This is a genomic window from Parabacteroides sp. AT13 (genome assembly GCF_002272965.1).
Classification (GTDB): domain Bacteria; phylum Bacteroidota; class Bacteroidia; order Bacteroidales; family Tannerellaceae; genus Parabacteroides; species Parabacteroides distasonis.
Map to the genome: position 1 here is coordinate 314,679 of NZ_NQMH01000001.1, position 16,839 is coordinate 331,517.

The following is a 16,839-nucleotide window of genomic DNA, read 5'->3' on the forward strand; positions in this document are numbered from 1 at the left end:
ATAGTTTAATGTTTAACTAATCTCAAAAAGACACAAAAAGTTCTATTTTCAAGGATCGAAACGCCATAAAACGTAATATTGCAACGACATTTTAATAGGTTAAGATAAATAACAAATAGGCTTTATGGGAGAAATAAAAGGCTATATCTCACAGGTTATCGGCCCGGTAGTGGATATCCACTTTGATTATGGGACAGAAGAAACAGTAACCCTCCCCCGTATCCACGACGCCATGGAGATTTCCCGCCCGAACGGAAAGATCTTGATCGTCGAAGTTCAGCAACACATCGGGGAAAACACCGTCCGTACCGTAGCGATGGATACGACCGACGGATTGAGACGAGGCATGGAGGCCGTGTCATACGGAATGCCCATCACCATGCCGACCGGCGACCAAGTCAAAGGACGTTTAATGAATGTCACCGGCGACCCTATCGATGGCATGGCCCAGCTTACTAAAGACGGGGCTCTTCCCATCCATCGTGAGCCTCCTAAATTCGAGGATCTGACAACGACCCAAGAGGTCTTGTACACGGGTATTAAAGTAATCGATTTATTGGAACCTTACGCCAAAGGAGGCAAGATCGGACTTTTCGGAGGAGCCGGAGTCGGCAAAACGGTATTGATCATGGAATTGATCAACAACATCGCAAAGAAAAACAACGGATTCTCCGTCTTCGCCGGTGTGGGTGAACGTACACGTGAAGGAAATGACCTATTGCGTGAAATGATCCAATCCGGTGTCATCCGATACGGCGAGGAGTTTAAGAAGAGTATGGAGGCAGGCAACTGGGACTTGTCGAAGATCGATTACGATGAATTGGCTAAGTCGCAGGCTACCTTGGTATTCGGGCAGATGAACGAACCGCCGGGCGCCCGCTCGTCCGTGGCCTTATCCGGTTTGACGATCGCCGAATCCTTCCGTGACAAAGCCTCTGAGGGAGAAAGAAAAGATATATTATTCTTCATCGATAATATCTTCCGTTTCACCCAAGCCGGTTCCGAGGTTTCCGCCTTGCTGGGGCGTATGCCTTCCGCCGTAGGTTACCAACCGACATTGGCCACGGAAATGGGAGCTATGCAAGAGCGTATCACATCAACCAAGAAGGGCTCCATCACCTCCGTACAGGCGGTGTATGTTCCTGCCGATGACTTGACGGACCCGGCTCCGGCGACTACCTTTACGCACTTGGACGCAACAACCGTCCTCAGCCGCAAGATCACGGAACTCGGTATCTATCCGGCCGTAGACCCGCTGGAATCCACCTCCCGCATCCTTGATCCGCTAATCGTAGGCAAGGAGCATTACGACACAGCGCAACGGGTAAAACAAATCCTGCAACGGAACAAGGAACTTCAAGATATCATATCCATCCTCGGTATGGAAGAACTTTCCGACGAGGACAGGCTAACGGTCAACCGGGCCCGCCGGGTACAACGTTTTCTGTCCCAGCCCTTCTCCGTGGCAGAACAATTCACTGGCGTACCCGGTGTCATGGTCTCTATAGAGGATACGATCCGGGGATTCAAGATGATCATGGACGGGGAAACGGATGACATACCCGAACAGGCATTCTTAAACGTAGGAACCATCGAGGATGTCTTGGAGAAGGCCAAGCAGCTGAAAGAACAAGCAAATTAATCGATATGAAACTGGAAATTGTATCACCGGACGGCATTCTTTTCGAAGGCGAGACCGAATCTGTCTCATTCCCGGGAGTTGCCGGTTCATTCGATATCTTGCCTCATCACGCCCCATTGATAGCAGCGTTGAAGGCGGGTACGATCCGGTTCGAGGCAAACGGCAAAAGACAAGAACAAACGATACAAAGCGGATTCGTAGAGGTAAAAGACGACATCCTATCCGTTTGCGTCGAATAAAAACATACGACAATGAATGGCAGATTAAAAATGAGGTTAATGGGTTTGATCACGTTTATCAACGTGGCAATAGGCGTTTCATTGGGTGGTTTATTATATACCATCTGGCCGGAACACTATTTCTCGTGGTATCCGTCCATTCCCTTCTTTTACTGGGTCATGGCCATGGCGATGACTTTCTTCCTAGACCGGGTAAAAAGGAAAAACGGAGATGTGACCGTAACCATGTACATGCTAGTCCGGTTGTGTAAGTTCACGCTCGCTTTCGTCTTCTTATGGATGTACGCGGCGTTTGTCGGGCAACAATTAAAGACATTTGGTTTCACGTTGATGTTATTCTATTTCATTTACCTCGGACTGGAGACTTACATTTTATATCTGTTTGAAAAGAAAAGAATGAAAAGAGAGAAAAGGGAAAAGGATGATGAGTACAATCAAAGATAACAAATACATATGGATCGCTTTCTGGATGTGGCTCAGCTTTCTCACTCCGGCAAAAGCGGCGTCCGGCGAGATAGACGTGCAGGATATCGTCTTCTCCCACATTCAAGACGCCTATACATGGCATATCACGGAATGGAACGGACAAGAGATTGCGATTCCCCTGCCTATCTTGGTAAAAAGCGAGGAAAGAGGATGGGATTTATTCCTGTCATCCCATCTACATCATGGCCGGACGCATCACAATTATTATATCGCCGGGGAAGGTGAGCATGCGGGAAAGGTTGTTGAGAAGAACAGTGCAGGAGAAGAGGTTCGCCCGATGGATTTCTCATTGACCAAGAATGTTTGCGGACTGTTCCTCAGTTGCGGCCTCTTGCTTTTCATCGTTCTCCGGACCGCCCATTGGTATAAAAAGCACCCGAACGAGGCGCCGGGCGGATTTATCGGATTGATGGAAATGGCCATCTCCTACATACAAGACGGGGTGATCAAAGAGGCGATCGGAAAAGAATATAAGCCGTTCTCGTCCTATTTGCTGACGGTATTTTTCTTTATCTTGATCAATAACCTGATCGGGATCATACCGGTTTTCCCGGGAGGCGCTAATATTACGGGAAATATAGCGGTAACAGGCGTATTGGCACTTTGTACGTTTATAGCGGTCAACCTGTTCGCCACGAAAGTGTATTGGAAAGAGATTTTTTGGCCCAAAGCGCCGATCTACTTGAAACTGCCCTTGCCGATCATGCCGTTCGTGGAGTTCTTCGGGGTATTCACCAAGCCGTTCGCGTTGATGATCCGTCTGTTCGCCAACATCATGGCGGGCCATACGATTATCTTGGCGCTAACCTGTTTGATATTCATAACGGTAACGATGGGAGTAGCCGTGAATTTCGGTATGACGATCGTATCCGTCTTGTTCTGTGCGTTCATGAACTGTCTGGAATTGTTAGTGGCTTGCTTGCAAGCTTATATTTTCACCCTGCTGTCGGCCAACTATATCGGATTGGCCAAGGTAAGGGAATAAATCCAAAGAAATTAAGGTATTAGAATTATATTATTAAGGTTACTAATTTAAAATTAAACACTATGTTATCGACTATTTTATTACAAGCGGCAGCCGGGATGGGCGTAGCGAAGATGGGAGCCACTATAGGAGCGGGATTCGCCGCCATAGGTGCAGGTATCGGAATCGGATTGATCGGTAAAGGTGCCGTTGAAGCTATTGGACGCCAGCCGTCGGCCGCAGGAGAGATCCGTACCTCGATGTTGATTATGGGAGCGTTGGTAGAAGGTGTGGCATTGTTCGCTATTGTCGTATGTTTCTTAGCGTTGTTCCAATAAAAAAGTAACAAACTATGTCTTTATTAACACCGGATTCAGGGCTTCTATTCTGGATGATCGTTTCATTCGGGATTGTCTTCGTGATCCTTTCCAAATACGGTTTTCCCGTGATCGTCAAGGCAATCGAACAACGGAAAGCTTACATTGACAATTCCTTAGAGACGGCACGTCAGGCGAATGAGCGACTTGCCCATATCCAAGCCGAGGGCGAGAAGATGCTAGCCGAGGCCAAGGAAAAGCAAAACGCCGTCCTGAAGGAAGCCTTTGCCGAAAAGGAGCGGATCATCGAGGAGGCACGGAAAAAGGCCGTCTCCGAGGCACATCTGCAGATAGAGGAGGCTACCCGGCGTATCCGCGAAGAAAAAGAGAAAGCTATTCGCGAAGTCCGCTCGGAGATAGCGGATCTGTCTATCGCTATCGCAGAGAAAGTAATGAAAGAGAAAATCGGCCGGGATAAGGAACAACGACAGATGATCGACCGGCTGCTGGATGAGGTATCGTTTAGTAAATCGTAAGGTATGGATATAGGAACTATTTCTTCCCGGTATGCCAAAGCGCTTTTCTCCCTAGCGAAAGACAAGGAACAGGAAAGCCGGGTATATGATGATATGAAGATGTTGGCGGACAGCTTCTCGATGGAGCCAGAGCTTAGGGGTGCCTTGAGCAACCCGATCGTTTCCGTACCGGAGAAAGTGAAATTGCTTACGGCGGCGGGAGGTATCGAGGTATGCGAGCTATATTCACGTTTTATCAATCTGGTATTAGCCCATAAACGGGAGACACTACTGCCCTTCATCGCATACATTTATATCCATTTGTACCGGAAAGAGAAAAAGATTACCCGGGTACGATTCGACACGGCCGTAGCGGTAGACGATGCGGTCAAGTCTCACCTGCAAGACAAGCTACGGAAAGAGACGGGATGCACGATCGAGTTCTCCGGCCATGTGGAACCGGAACTAATCGGGGGCTTCCGCCTACGCATCGGCAATTACCGGATAGACGCCAGCTATGCGACGCAACTACGGGATATCCGTACCGGGCTACTCGAAAACAGATAAAAAAGAAGAAGTATGACAGAACAAATAAAAGTGAGTGAAGTCTCCTCCATCCTGCGCCAGCAATTGGAAGGAATCCATACCAGCATCAAGCTGGAGGAGGTCGGGACCGTATTGCAGGTGAGTGACGGCGTGGCCCGCATCTACGGGCTGGATAATGCGGAGGCGAACGAGTTGCTTCAATTCGATAACGGGATGGAAGCGATCGTGATGAACTTGGAGGAAGATAATGTAGGCGCCGTCCTTTTAGGTCCGACCGACCGAATCAAGGAGGGCGACACCGTAAAACGCACGGGCCGCATCGCCTCTATCGATGTCAGCGAGGGGATGATCGGGCGTGTGATCGACCCATTGGGAAACCCGATCGACGGGAAAGGCGAGATCCTTGGCGAAACTTGCGAGATGCCGCTTGAGCGCAAGGCTCCGGGTGTGATCTTCCGTCAGCCGGTAAACGAGCCTTTGCAAACCGGTATCAAGGCCGTAGACGCTATGATCCCCATCGGAAGGGGGCAACGTGAGTTGATCATCGGCGACCGGCAGACGGGAAAGACCTCGATCGCTATCGATACCATCATCAACCAACGTAGCAACTACGAGGCAGGGAACCCGGTTTACTGTATTTACGTGGCGATCGGGCAAAAAGGTTCCACAGTAGCGGCCTTGGTGAACACCTTGCAAGAGAAAGGCGCCATGGACTATACGATTGTCGTAAGCGCGACCGCCTCCGACCCGGCAGCCATGCAATATTTCGCCCCGTTCGCCGGAGCGGCCATCGGAGAGTACTTCCGGGATAGCGGACGACACGCCTTGGTGGTCTACGACGATCTGTCCAAACAGGCGGTCGCCTACCGTGAGGTTTCCTTGATCCTTCGCCGTCCTTCCGGACGTGAGGCGTACCCGGGTGATATCTTTTACCTGCACTCCCGCCTATTGGAACGTGCCGCCAAGATCATCAACCAGCCGGAGGTAGCCCGTGAGATGAACGATCTCCCCGAAAGCATGAGAGACAAGGTGAAAGGCGGTGGCTCCTTGACCGCTTTACCGATCATCGAGACTCAGGCGGGAGACGTATCGGCTTATATCCCGACCAACGTGATCTCTATCACCGACGGACAGATATTCCTTGAGACCGATTTATTCAACCAAGGGAACCGCCCAGCTATCAACGTCGGAATCTCTGTTTCCCGTGTAGGCGGTAACGCGCAATTAAAGGCGATGAAAAAGGTAGCGGGTACCTTGAAAATCGATCAGGCTCAGTTCCGTGAATTGGAATCATTTTCCAAGTTCGGGGGCGAGATGGATGCCGTCACCGCTTTCACGATCGATAAAGGGCAGAAGAATACCCAGTTACTGATACAGCCTCAATATAGCCCGATGCCAGTGGAAGAGCAAATCTCGATCCTTTATTGCGGAACGCAAGGTCTGCTGAAAGAGGTTCCATTGGACAAGGTGCATGAGTTCGAGGCAAGGTTTTTGCAAGAGTTACGTACCTCTCACCAACGGGACGTACTGGATGTCTTAAAGACCGGCGTTATCAATGATGAGATACGAGGTATATTGGAAAAAACAGCGAAGGAGTTATGGGTTCATTGAAAGAAATAAAAGTCCGGATCGCCTCTATACGGAGCACGCAGAAGATCACCGCCGCCATGAAAATGGTATCGTCGGCCAAGTTTCATCATGCCCAGACGCAAACCGAGCACACACTTACATATGCTAATAAACTATCCGCTATCTTAAACGGTCTTCTTTCGGCGGAATGCGACCTAGACTCACCTTACACCGAACAGCGTAAGGTGAGCAAGGTGGCTATCGCCGTATTCGCCTCGAGCACGGGGTTATGCGGGACATTCAATGCCAATATATGGAAAGAGTTATCCGCCACGATCCAGACTTATAAGAACCAGCAAATAGAGGTACGCCTCTACCCTATCGGCAAGAAAATAGCGGATGAGCTTCATAAAGCGGATTATAGCTTCGACACTGATTTCATCACGATCGGCGAAAAACCGTCTTATGAAAGCGCCGTATCCTTGGCGAACCGTCTCATGGAGCTGTTCGTCACAGGTAAAGCAGACCGGGTGGAATTACTGTATCACCATTTCAAGAACATGGCGACACAAGTCGTAACCCACAAGACGTATCTTCCCCTTTCCCTCTCGGATACGGAAGCGGCGGAAACGGCCACCGACTACATCCTTGAGCCCTCGGCGGAAGAGTTGCGTAACCGGCTTTTCCCGAAATTGCTGAACCTAACCATCTATACGATCCTACTCGACACCTCAACCGCCGAGCACGCCGCCCGTATGATGGCCATGCAGACCGCCAACGACAATGCGAACGATTTAATCCAACAATTAACTTTGCAATATAATAAAACCCGCCAGCAAGCCATCACCAACGAATTGCTGGATATCATGGGAGGAGCGGCCGTTTCATCGTAATAAAAACGGGATGCTTCCTTGACTAAACAGACAATGATCCGTATGTAAAACACTTTACTAACGGATCATTTCTTATTTACAAAAAAAAGTAAGACCTTTGCTCACCAAAACATAAGCCTGTATACATTTATATTATACCAATCTAGGATCGTACTTATGATGAATCAAGAAAAGCTAAAAGGGCATCTCCTTATTTTAGCGGCCAACATCCTGTTCGCCATTAATATGCCCGTATCCAAATATCTACTCCCCGAGCATGTGCAACCCGAGGCGCTGACCAGTATGCGGATGAGCTTCGCTTGCGTGATGTTCTGGATCACCTCTCTATTCGTTCCCTATGAGAAAGTGCCGTTGAAGGACTTGGGACTTCTATGCCTTTGCGCCCTTTGCGGAGTAGGCTTGAACCAAGGGCTGTTTATCTGGGGATTGAATACCACGTCGCCGGTAGACGCTTCCATCATAGCGACCGCCGTCCCCATCTTTGTCATGATCCTGGCAGCCCTGATCCTAAAGGAACCGATCACACGGATGAAAACGTTCGGGGTACTGCTTGGCATATGCGGGGCGATCTCCTTGATACTACAATCCACGCAAGGTTCCAATCAAGCGAGCAGTCTGGGGGGAAACCTGTTGATTACGGTTAGCGGATTCATGTACTCGATCTATTTGGTAGTATCCAAGCCTCTAACGCTCAAGTACTCATCCGTCACGATGATGAAATGGATGTTCCTGTTCTCCACGCTGATTACCCTGCCTTTCGCTATCGAATCCATCTGGAATACCCCGGCTTTCCACAAAGAGGTCTTCGACGGCCAAGAGCTGGGAGCCATCTTCTTCGTGTTATTCGGGGCCACGTTCGTACCCTATTTATTAATACCGCTGGCCTTAAAGCGAATCCGCCCGACTACCGTCAGCATGTACAATTATATCCAACCGATCGTAGCTTCCTTTATCGCCGTATGCATCGGTCAGGATAGCTTTAGCGTAACGAAACTAGTATCGGCCGCACTTGTTTTCTCCGGCGTCTATTTAGTGACCCAAAGCAAGAGCCGGGCGGACCTTGAACAACAAAATAGTCAATCTTTTGACAAAAACGCTTGCAATATGAAAAATAATGCGTAATATTGCCCCCATAATATAAAAGAATAAGCACAATACAAAATCAATGATGAGTGTAGAGTCCTCATATTATACATGGGCATTGATGACCCCTTGGGGGGTTAGAATCTATTAATAAGCATTCGCGTAGACCACGTCACGCTATGTCGCAATCTCGTATTGCATCCTTTTTTATTTCTCCTTTTACATAAATAAGTTTAATCAATCGGTCATTGTCGGTTGCTAATCATGAAAAAGCCTTTCTTGATTGCCAATCCTCGATGAACCATTAAAAATACATATCGATGAAAGTATTAAAATTCGGCGGAACATCCGTAGGTTCCGTGAATAGTATCTTAAGTGTAAAGAAAATAGTAGAGGCTATCGAAGAGCCCGTAATCGTGGTTGTCTCCGCCTTAGGGGGCATCACCGATAAATTGCTGGCCACTTCTACCATGGCTTCTAAAGGCGACCTTGCCTACGAGAAAGAATTATCGGAGATCATCGCCCGCCATCTGGACGTGATCGAGGGAGTGATCGAGGACAAGGAGGTACGCATGGATGTCCAGAAGAAAGTGATGGCTTTACTGGATGAATTGAGCAATATTTTCAAAGGTGTTTATTTGATTAACGATTTATCCGCCAAGACATCCGATACGATCGTAAGTTATGGCGAGCGCCTATCTTCCCTGATCGTCTCGAACGTGATCAAGGACGCTAAGTTGTTCGACTCACGCAAATATATCAAGACAGTCAAGCAATTCAACAAGCATATCGTGGATTTCGACTTGACCAACAAGCTCATAAAAGAGACCTTCTCGCCGCTGCCCAAGGTTTCCTTGGTGCCCGGATTCATCTCTTCCAGCACGGAAACCGGAGAGGTTACGAACCTCGGACGAGGGGGATCGGATTATACCGCCTCCATCTTGGCGACCGCCTTAGACGCTAACACCTTGGAGATCTGGACGGACGTGGATGGTTTCATGACCGCTGATCCCCGTGTGATCAGCTCCGCCTACGTAATCGACCGGCTTACTTTCACGGAGGCGATGGAGTTGTGTAACTTCGGGGCGAAAGTAATCTATCCGCCGACGATCTATCCGGTTTATCATAAGAATATCCCGATCCGTATCTTGAATACCTTCAACCCGACCGCTCCCGGAACCTATATCTCGAAAGAGCGGGTGAAAGAGGAAGGCAAGGCCATCATCAAGGGTATCTCCTCCATCAACGATACCTGTTTGATCACGGTACAAGGTTTAGGTATGGTGGGCGTGATCGGCGTGAACTACCGGATCTTTAAGACGCTCGCCAAGAATGGCATCAGCGTATTTATGGTATCGCAGGCCAGCTCCGAGAACAACACGACTTTCGCCGTACGTAACGCCGACGCTGATTTGGCCGTACAAGTATTGAACGACGAGTTCGCCTTGGAACGTGCGCAGGGTGATATGAACGATACCGTAGCGGAGAAAGATCTGGCTACCGTCGCTATTGTAGGCGAGAACATGAAACGTACCCCGGGTATCGCCGGGAAGCTGTTCGGTACGCTGGGACGTGCGGGCATCAGCGTGATCGCTTGCGCCCAAGGCGCTTCCGAGACGAATATCTCTTTCGTTATCAAGCATAAATACCTTCGCAAGGCGTTGAACTCCATTCATGACTCTTTTTTCCTATCCGAATATAAGGTATTGAACCTTTTCATCGCCGGTGTAGGAACCGTAGGCGGCAATTTATTGGAACAGATACGCATCCAGCAACCGAAACTGATGCGGCAAAACGGTTTGAAGCTGAATGTCGTAGGTATCTCAAACTCCAAGAAAGCCCTTTTATGCCGGGAAGGGATCAACCTCGACAATTATCTGGAGGAGCTGAAGGAGAACGGGGAAGAGAGTAACCCGGAGCATCTGTGCGAGGAGATCGTAAAGATGAATATCTTCAACTCCGTATTCGTGGATTGCACGGCAAGCCCGGACGTAGCGGCTCTTTACGAGACGTTGATGAACAATAACGTGTCCGTCGTGGCAGCTAACAAAGAAGCGGCCTCCTCCTCCTACGATAATTATACCAAGCTAAAGGAGACCGCCCGCCACCGGGACATCAAGTTCTTGTTCGAGACGAACGTAGGCGCCGGCCTCCCGATCATCAATACGATGAACGACTTGATCAATAGCGGTGACCATATATTGAAACTGGAGGCCGTACTTTCCGGTACGCTGAATTATATCTTTAATACGATCAGCGCCGATATTCCTTTCAGCGAGGCGATCCATATGGCAAAGGAAGCCGGATACGCCGAGCCGGACCCACGTATCGACCTTAGCGGCAAAGACGTAATCCGTAAGCTGGTTATCTTGGCCCGTGAGGCCGGTTATCCGGTGGAGCAAGCCGACGTAAAACGGAACCTGTTCATCCCGGAAAAGTACTTCGAGGGTTCCCTTGAGGACTTCTGGAAGAATATCAAGGATACAGATGCCGGTTTCGAGGAGAAACGCCAGCTACTGGAAGCGGAAGGCAAACGCTTCCGTTTCGTGGCGAAGATGGAGAACGGCGCTTGCGAGGTAGGCCTACAAGCCGTAGACAGCCACCATCCGTTCTATGAACTGGAGGGCAGCAACAATATCATCATGATCTCCACCGAGAGATATCATGAATATCCAATGATCATCAAGGGATACGGTGCCGGGGCCGACGTGACGGCCGCAGGTGTATTCGCCGACATCATATCCATCGCAAATATTCGATAGGTATGAAGCACATTATCATTTTAGGCGATGGAATGGCCGACGAGCCGATAGAGGCCCTGGGAGGCAAGACTCCGATGCAATACGCCAAGACGCCTTATATGGATAAATTGGCGGAACTGGGAGTAACCGGGCAGATGAAAACCGTAGCGGATGGTTTCCATCCCGGTAGCGAGGTCGCGAACATGGCGGTATTAGGCTATGACCTGCCCTCCGTATACGAGGGACGGGGTGTATTGGAAGCCGCCAGTATAGGCGTCGCCCTGCAGCCCGGCGAGATGGCGATGCGTTGTAACTTAATCTGCGTAGAAGGCGACATCTTGAAGAATCACTCTTCCGGCCATATCTCCACGGAGGAAGCGGACGAGTTGATCCAATGCCTGAACGAGCGATTAGGTTCCGACCATGTCAAGTTCTATACAGGTGTCTCCTACCGCCACCTATTGGTAATCAAAGGAGGCGATAAGCGTCTGGATTGCACGCCACCACACGACGTACCCCTCCATCCTTTCCGGCCTTTAATGATAAAACCGGAAGTTCCGGAAGCACGAGAGACCGCCGATTTATTAAACGAATTAATCCTCAAGTCCCAAGAGATCTTAAAGGATCACCCGGTGAACCTCAAACGTATGGCAGCGGGGAAAGATCCGGCGAACAGTATCTGGCCTTGGTCTCCGGGCTACCGTCCGGCCATGCGAACAATGCGGGAGATGTACGGCTTCGGAAAAGGCTCCGTGATCTCCGCCGTCGATCTCATCCGGGGAATCGGCGTTTACGCCGGCCTCGAGGTGCTTCACGTAGAGGGAGCTACCGGATTATACGACACGAACTACGAGGGAAAAGCGCACGCCGCCCTTGAGGCCCTCAAGACAAACGACTTCGTCTACCTGCATATCGAGGCAAGCGACGAGGCCGGGCATGAAGGAGACGTAGACTTAAAGATCAAGACGATAGAGTATCTGGACGACCGTGCCGTACGTATCATCTACGAGGAAACGCAAAAATGGGACGAGCCGGTAGCGATCGCTATCCTTCCGGACCACCCCACTCCTTGCTCCATACGTACGCATACGAATACCCCGGTTCCATTCCTGATTTACAAGCCGGGCGAGCAACCCGACTCCGTTACCACATTTGATGAGTTCTCCGTATCAAACGGCAAATATGGCATACTGGAAAAAGATCAATTTATAAAAGAATTTCTAAACGATTAGAGCATGAAATATTACAGCACAAACAAACAAGCCCCTGTAGCCAGCCTAGAAGAGGCCGTCGTAAAAGGTCTGGCCGGCGATAAGGGATTATATATGCCCGAGTATATCGACTCCTTGGACGAGGAGGTGATAGCCAACATGAAGAACCAGTCCTTCCACGAGATCGCCTGCACGGTAGCTCAGATGTTCTTCGGGGAAGACATAGAACCGGAGGTATTGGACGGTATCGTAAAAGATACGCTCTCCTTCGAGACCCCGGTGGTACCCGTAAAGGATAATATCTATAGCTTAGAGTTATTTCACGGGCCTACATTGGCCTTTAAGGATGTAGGAGGGCGCTTCATGGCTCGTCTGCTCGGTTATTTCATAAAGAAAGAGGGATTGAAGCAAGTAAACGTATTAGTAGCGACTTCCGGCGATACGGGAAGCGCCGTCGCCAACGGATTCCTAGGTGTCCCGGGCATTCACGTGTATGTGCTTTATCCCAAGGGAAAGGTCAGCCCGATCCAAGAATGCCAGTTCACGACATTAGGACAGAACATCACGGCATTGGAGATAGACGGCACGTTCGACGATTGCCAAGCGCTGGTTAAATCCGCCTTTATGGACGAGGAATTAAAACGTCATATGAAACTGACCTCGGCGAACTCCATCAACGTAGCCCGTTTCTTGCCCCAATCGTTCTACTATTTCAACGCTTACGCTCAGCTGGACAAGCTGGGAAAAGCGGACGAGCTGGTTGTTTGCGTGCCGAGCGGTAATTTCGGAAACATCACCGCCGGATTGTTCGCCTATTGGATGGGGCTTCCTATTAAACGTTTCGTAGCGGCAAACAACCGTAACGACGTATTCTTGGAATACCTGAATACAGGAACTTATACACCCCGCCCATCAGTCGCCACCCTAGCGAACGCCATGGATGTAGGCGATCCGAGTAATTTCGCCCGTATCATCGACCTATTCAGCGCATTCAATGATCCCCATAAAGAAATATGCGCACTGATCTCCGGACATCGCTATACGGACGAGGAAATCGCCTCTACGATGCGAGCCGTCTATAAAGAGACGGGATATATCCTCGACCCGCACGGAGCCTGTGGCTACCAAGGATTACTAGACAGCGACCTAAGCGAGACCGAGACGGGTCTATTCCTCGAGACCGCCCATCCCGCCAAATTCAAAGGAACGGTCGATAAGATACTGGAGGCAGATATCGAGATCCCGGCGAAACTGAAAGCCTTCATGGAAGGAACCAAACAAAGCATCGAGCTGGCAAAAGATTTCGAGGGATTCAAATCTTTCTTGATGAGCCGGTAAAAACACGTATATAGGCATCGCCCCACACGTATATAGATATCGGTCTACGCCAATATACGTGTAGGTTTATATCGATATACGTGTGGGGCGATGCCTACATACGCTCAATCCACCGCCCACTCTTTCATCTCATACATATCCTTATATTCTTCCCAATCTGGATCCATCTCGGTATAAATAGAGATGGGCAGTAATTCGAAAGGAGCCAAGGCCTCATTCAAGCGTTCGCCGAATACACGCACGGTACGTGTGTAAAACACCCAGACCTTCTCTCCTCCTCCGGTATAGACACCCGTCAGGATAGCCAGCTTGTCTTTCTTTTCCATCGCCTTACGAAGCGCTTCCTCCACGGCCTCCATTTTCTCGCCAAGGTCATCGCTAGGAAGGCCTCTCCCATCTCCCTCGTATTTCCAAGTGATCTCGACACGTTCCTTGAACTTACCGGATTCGGTAAACTCATTCAACTCGTCCCGCCCGTAAACGGTAATCATTTGCCCTGACTCGTTTTCCGAGAGAGCCGTAAACCATACATCGCTTAATCTCATATTTATATTTTCTATTTATCTATAAGTATTCCTTACTGACTTTACCGGGTAAAAATACGACAAAAAAGGCTGCGTCCGGTGAAGATACAGCCTTTTTATATTTCTCGACGGAAATTTATTATCTCTTTCCTAATCTATGATCCATAATGGCGTAATGGCATTCCCCATAATTCTTCAATTGATCCACGATCTCTTTAGCCGTAGATTCTTCCTCTACTTGCTCGCGTACGAACCAGAACAAGAAATCACGGGAAGCATGATCCTTATCAGCCTCGGCGATATCAACCAACTTGTCGATCAACTCTGATACATAGCACTCGTGTTTGTAAACATGCTCGAATACCTCCAACGGATTTCCCCAGCCTGTCGGAACCACGTTGATCTGGCCGATCGTAATATCGCCGCCACGATCCAAGGCGTAATCGATCAACTTATGAGCATGCTCCAATTCCTCAGCCGCTTGTTTCTTCATCCAATGGGCGAAACCGTTCAACCCTGCTTTCTGGAAATACACGGACATTGACAAATACAAATTCGAAGACCACATCTCCGCATTAACTTGGGCATTGAACGCCTCTGATAAATTTCTACTTAAGATCATAATTTTATCATTGTTTAAAAATGTTGAAGTATTATCCGTTCACGAAATTTCACTATGCAAATATAAATAAAAGTAGGATTCCTTATCTCATTTCCGCCCTTAGATATTGGCTACTTTCGAAAATTTTTCTAACTTACGCCCTTATTTGATAAACATCATGCAATACACCGACAAATATCGATCTCCCTTGGGAGAAATAACCCTAGCCAGCGATGGCGACCACCTGACAGGATTATGGTTCGACGGGCAAAAATATTTTGCCGCCACTTTATCGGCGGAACACCAAGAAAGAGAACTGCCGATATTCGAACAAGCCAAAGAGTGGCTGGATAGCTATTTCATGGGTAAGATTCCCAGCTTCACCCCTCCTATCCATCTGGAGGATACGCCTTTCCGACTTGCGGTATGGGACTTATTGAGCAAAATACCTTATGGCGAAGTCGTTACCTACAAGGAGCTCGCCGGGGAAATCGCCCGGCAAAGAGGTATCCCGAGCATGTCTACGCAAGCGATCGGAGGAGCGGTAGGCCATAACCCAATCAGTATCATCATCCCCTGCCACCGTGTCGTAGGCAGCGATGGCAGCCTAACCGGATACGCCGGAGGTATCGACAAAAAAAGGAGCCTGCTTACAATCGAACGGGCCCCAAAAGTATCGTAAAGAGACTTTACCTTGCAAATCCTTGTGGACAAATATAGAATGTAACTATCCCATTAACGTTATCTCCTTCACCTCATGATCTTCTATATCAGCATATAGGAAGTGGCCGGCGAAAGTGTCTTCCGTGTCTTGGAAAAAAAGCTCCAGTTCGTAATGGATGGAGCCGTCTTCTTTCTCCTTGGTCTCTATATGAACAGATTGCAATTCTACCTGGGAGGCAAACTCCTCTCTGGACAATGCCGGAAGTTCACAATCTTCCCACCATGCGTTTGCTGTCGGGAGCAATTCGTCGGCCATGCGCAATTGCCATATCGCTTCCCCTTCTTCTTCCAGCTTATTCATATAGCCACTAATAGCTTTCAGATGTTTCCGGATAAGGGATTCGTGCGGACAACGGGGCTCCAGGTTTTTACCGCATTGCTTCCGGATAAGTTTGATGGCCTCATTCAAACATTCAATCTTAGTACCGGTAGAGACCGAGGGCATTTCCCAAAGTCGCTCGTATAACTCCAATCGTTTTTCAAACGAGTGAAGGGCAGACCTTGCTCCAATCTTTATATCAAGATAAGCATCATAGGCTTTAGACTCTTCCTTAGTCATATCTCGCTCAACGCCGTTTAGCTTATTCTGACCCTCATCCATGCGAGTAATGATGTCATTGGTAAATTTCACTAATTGACGTACCTGCTTGGGTGTTTTTATTTTGTTTTTCTTCGCATTTTTCTCTACGCTTTGCGCAAAGAATTGAATAGTGGCCATTGTAATTGAAATATTCGTATCCGCACGCATCAAATCATCCGGCAGTTGGACATTACGCACAAGGTCATATAATTCAATTTTATAAGGAATGAGCTGACTGATTTTTTCTTCAACGGGCAAATCCGGATTGCTCCATATCTTGGTGCAGTCTTGAATGATTGCCTTAATCCTCTCGGCGTTCATGTAATCCAAATAGCGTTGCTCTAACGCCTCGTCCACCTTAGGCGGCAGGAGTTTTTTGAGAGCTTTTATCTTCTTTTTGAGTTCGTCTACGTAGGCTTGCTGTTCCGGGGGGAGCAGCTCATTCTTACCTTTTGCCGATTTCTCTTCAATGATAGGTAATTTCTCGGTTGGTGTCTCCAAGGGAGCGATGGAGATGCATAGGTCTACCTCCCTCCCCCAAATCGTCGCTTTATACTCTTCGGGTGTTTGATAGCCATGAAACCATGTCTGGAGTGTACTAAGCCAAAACTCCGTATGCATTTCCAAGGTCATTTTGGAAAGCTGGGCGATCTTATCTGTCAGATGAAATTCCCAACTATTTTCATTCGTTTGTTCCTTTTCCATAAGTATGAATAATTATTATACTGAAATAGACAACTTGATCACCTTTGAGCCAATAAGTTTTCCCCGTAAACGTATATCCTGCAATTAAGATAAATATATGATGGTTATAGCTTCAAAGCGTAACGAACGCTGTTCCATGTAATTCACCACGTTTTGCCCAAA

General features: G+C 48.6%; 17 protein-coding genes. 14 read left to right on the top strand and 3 right to left on the bottom strand.

Going from position 1 to position 16,839, the window contains the following annotated elements:
- Window positions 1–124 precede the first annotated feature (124 nt).
- The 13 genes from atpD (at window position 125) to thrC (ending at window position 13,544) form a co-directional block, all read left to right on the top strand.
- Complete coding sequence (atpD, locus tag CI959_RS01535; RefSeq protein WP_005861799.1) at window positions 125–1,642, top strand: F0F1 ATP synthase subunit beta; 1,518 nt, start codon at window positions 125–127, stop codon at window positions 1,640–1,642.
- A 5-nt stretch (window positions 1,643–1,647) separates the two neighbouring features.
- The gene (atpC, locus tag CI959_RS01540; protein WP_005861798.1) at window positions 1,648–1,881 is read left to right on the top strand and encodes an ATP synthase F1 subunit epsilon; all 234 of its coding nucleotides are present in this window, start codon (window positions 1,648–1,650) and stop codon (window positions 1,879–1,881) included.
- Window positions 1,882–1,893: 12 nt separating this feature from the next.
- A complete protein-coding gene (locus CI959_RS01545) occupies window positions 1,894–2,325 on the top strand; it encodes a hypothetical protein (protein WP_008774073.1) in 432 nt (143 codons plus the stop codon).
- Window positions 2,303–3,352 carry a F0F1 ATP synthase subunit A gene (gene atpB / locus CI959_RS01550; protein WP_008780815.1) on the top strand — a complete coding sequence of 350 codons (1,050 nt, stop codon included), beginning with the start codon at window positions 2,303–2,305 and terminating at the stop codon, window positions 3,350–3,352. Before CI959_RS01545 ends, atpB begins: the two co-directional genes overlap by 23 nt.
- Before the next feature lie 62 nt (window positions 3,353–3,414).
- Window positions 3,415–3,669, top strand: a complete 255-nt coding sequence (atpE, locus tag CI959_RS01555; RefSeq protein ID WP_005861792.1) for an ATP synthase F0 subunit C — start codon at window positions 3,415–3,417, stop codon at window positions 3,667–3,669.
- A 14-nt stretch (window positions 3,670–3,683) separates the two neighbouring features.
- Window positions 3,684–4,184: a F0F1 ATP synthase subunit B gene (atpF, locus tag CI959_RS01560; protein WP_057317587.1), complete on the top strand. Its 501-nt coding sequence runs from the start codon at window positions 3,684–3,686 to the stop codon at window positions 4,182–4,184.
- A gap of 3 nt (window positions 4,185–4,187) precedes the next feature.
- The gene (locus CI959_RS01565; RefSeq protein WP_011965942.1) at window positions 4,188–4,730 is read left to right on the top strand and encodes a F0F1 ATP synthase subunit delta; all 543 of its coding nucleotides are present in this window, start codon (window positions 4,188–4,190) and stop codon (window positions 4,728–4,730) included.
- A 12-nt stretch (window positions 4,731–4,742) separates the two neighbouring features.
- A complete protein-coding gene (gene atpA, locus CI959_RS01570; protein WP_005865921.1) occupies window positions 4,743–6,320 on the top strand; it encodes a F0F1 ATP synthase subunit alpha in 1,578 nt (525 codons plus the stop codon).
- Window positions 6,308–7,171 carry a F0F1 ATP synthase subunit gamma gene (locus CI959_RS01575; protein WP_057317586.1) on the top strand — a complete coding sequence of 288 codons (864 nt, stop codon included), beginning with the start codon at window positions 6,308–6,310 and terminating at the stop codon, window positions 7,169–7,171. Before atpA ends, CI959_RS01575 begins: the two co-directional genes overlap by 13 nt.
- Window positions 7,172–7,327: 156 nt before the next feature.
- Complete coding sequence (locus CI959_RS01580; RefSeq protein ID WP_008780814.1) at window positions 7,328–8,293, top strand: DMT family transporter; 966 nt, start codon at window positions 7,328–7,330, stop codon at window positions 8,291–8,293.
- Between the two features lie 281 nt (window positions 8,294–8,574).
- Complete coding sequence (thrA, locus tag CI959_RS01585) at window positions 8,575–11,016, top strand: bifunctional aspartate kinase/homoserine dehydrogenase I (RefSeq protein WP_005861780.1); 2,442 nt, start codon at window positions 8,575–8,577, stop codon at window positions 11,014–11,016.
- Between the two features lie 2 nt (window positions 11,017–11,018).
- Complete coding sequence (locus tag CI959_RS01590; RefSeq protein WP_009018562.1) at window positions 11,019–12,227, top strand: cofactor-independent phosphoglycerate mutase; 1,209 nt, start codon at window positions 11,019–11,021, stop codon at window positions 12,225–12,227.
- 3 nt (window positions 12,228–12,230) lie between these two features.
- Window positions 12,231–13,544: a threonine synthase gene (gene thrC / locus CI959_RS01595; protein WP_057317585.1), complete on the top strand. Its 1,314-nt coding sequence runs from the start codon at window positions 12,231–12,233 to the stop codon at window positions 13,542–13,544.
- Window positions 13,545–13,648: 104 nt separating this feature from the next.
- On the opposite strand, the gene CI959_RS01600 is transcribed toward thrC, so the two are convergent.
- Together CI959_RS01600 and CI959_RS01605 are read right to left on the bottom strand one after the other, a co-directional pair.
- The gene (locus CI959_RS01600) at window positions 13,649–14,089 is read right to left on the bottom strand and encodes a DUF695 domain-containing protein (protein WP_005861774.1); all 441 of its coding nucleotides are present in this window, start codon (window positions 14,087–14,089) and stop codon (window positions 13,649–13,651) included.
- Between the two features lie 118 nt (window positions 14,090–14,207).
- Window positions 14,208–14,690, bottom strand: a complete 483-nt coding sequence (locus CI959_RS01605; RefSeq protein ID WP_005861772.1) for a ferritin — start codon at window positions 14,688–14,690, stop codon at window positions 14,208–14,210.
- 157 nt (window positions 14,691–14,847) lie between these two features.
- Between CI959_RS01605 and CI959_RS01610 the strand changes: the two genes are divergently transcribed.
- Complete coding sequence (locus CI959_RS01610) at window positions 14,848–15,351, top strand: methylated-DNA--[protein]-cysteine S-methyltransferase (RefSeq protein ID WP_057317584.1); 504 nt, start codon at window positions 14,848–14,850, stop codon at window positions 15,349–15,351.
- 45 nt (window positions 15,352–15,396) lie between these two features.
- Here the strand turns inward: CI959_RS01610 and CI959_RS01615 are convergent, their stop codons facing one another.
- Complete coding sequence (locus CI959_RS01615; RefSeq protein WP_008780810.1) at window positions 15,397–16,677, bottom strand: DUF2262 domain-containing protein; 1,281 nt, start codon at window positions 16,675–16,677, stop codon at window positions 15,397–15,399.
- Window positions 16,678–16,839: the final 162 nt, after the last annotated feature.

What these genes read in the sequence shown, in the direction of transcription:
- CI959_RS01565 (WP_011965942.1), top strand. Translation starts at nt 4,188, where the DNA reads ATGGATATAGGAACTATTTCTTCCCGGTATGCCAAAGCGCTTTTCTCC.
- atpC (WP_005861798.1), top strand. Translation starts at nt 1,648, where the DNA reads ATGAAACTGGAAATTGTATCACCGGACGGCATTCTTTTCGAAGGCGAG.
- CI959_RS01600 (WP_005861774.1), bottom strand. Translation starts at nt 14,089, where the DNA reads ATGAGATTAAGCGATGTATGGTTTACGGCTCTCTCGGAAAACGAGTCA.
- atpA (WP_005865921.1), top strand. Translation starts at nt 4,743, where the DNA reads ATGACAGAACAAATAAAAGTGAGTGAAGTCTCCTCCATCCTGCGCCAG.
- CI959_RS01580 (WP_008780814.1), top strand. Translation starts at nt 7,328, where the DNA reads ATGATGAATCAAGAAAAGCTAAAAGGGCATCTCCTTATTTTAGCGGCC.
- thrA (WP_005861780.1), top strand. Translation starts at nt 8,575, where the DNA reads ATGAAAGTATTAAAATTCGGCGGAACATCCGTAGGTTCCGTGAATAGT.
- atpF (WP_057317587.1), top strand. Translation starts at nt 3,684, where the DNA reads ATGTCTTTATTAACACCGGATTCAGGGCTTCTATTCTGGATGATCGTT.
- atpE (WP_005861792.1), top strand. Translation starts at nt 3,415, where the DNA reads ATGTTATCGACTATTTTATTACAAGCGGCAGCCGGGATGGGCGTAGCG.
- atpB (WP_008780815.1), top strand. Translation starts at nt 2,303, where the DNA reads ATGATGAGTACAATCAAAGATAACAAATACATATGGATCGCTTTCTGG.
- CI959_RS01545 (WP_008774073.1), top strand. Translation starts at nt 1,894, where the DNA reads ATGAATGGCAGATTAAAAATGAGGTTAATGGGTTTGATCACGTTTATC.
- CI959_RS01605 (WP_005861772.1), bottom strand. Translation starts at nt 14,690, where the DNA reads ATGATCTTAAGTAGAAATTTATCAGAGGCGTTCAATGCCCAAGTTAAT.
- CI959_RS01615 (WP_008780810.1), bottom strand. Translation starts at nt 16,677, where the DNA reads ATGGAAAAGGAACAAACGAATGAAAATAGTTGGGAATTTCATCTGACA.
- CI959_RS01610 (WP_057317584.1), top strand. Translation starts at nt 14,848, where the DNA reads ATGCAATACACCGACAAATATCGATCTCCCTTGGGAGAAATAACCCTA.
- atpD (WP_005861799.1), top strand. Translation starts at nt 125, where the DNA reads ATGGGAGAAATAAAAGGCTATATCTCACAGGTTATCGGCCCGGTAGTG.
- CI959_RS01575 (WP_057317586.1), top strand. Translation starts at nt 6,308, where the DNA reads ATGGGTTCATTGAAAGAAATAAAAGTCCGGATCGCCTCTATACGGAGC.
- CI959_RS01590 (WP_009018562.1), top strand. Translation starts at nt 11,019, where the DNA reads ATGAAGCACATTATCATTTTAGGCGATGGAATGGCCGACGAGCCGATA.
- thrC (WP_057317585.1), top strand. Translation starts at nt 12,231, where the DNA reads ATGAAATATTACAGCACAAACAAACAAGCCCCTGTAGCCAGCCTAGAA.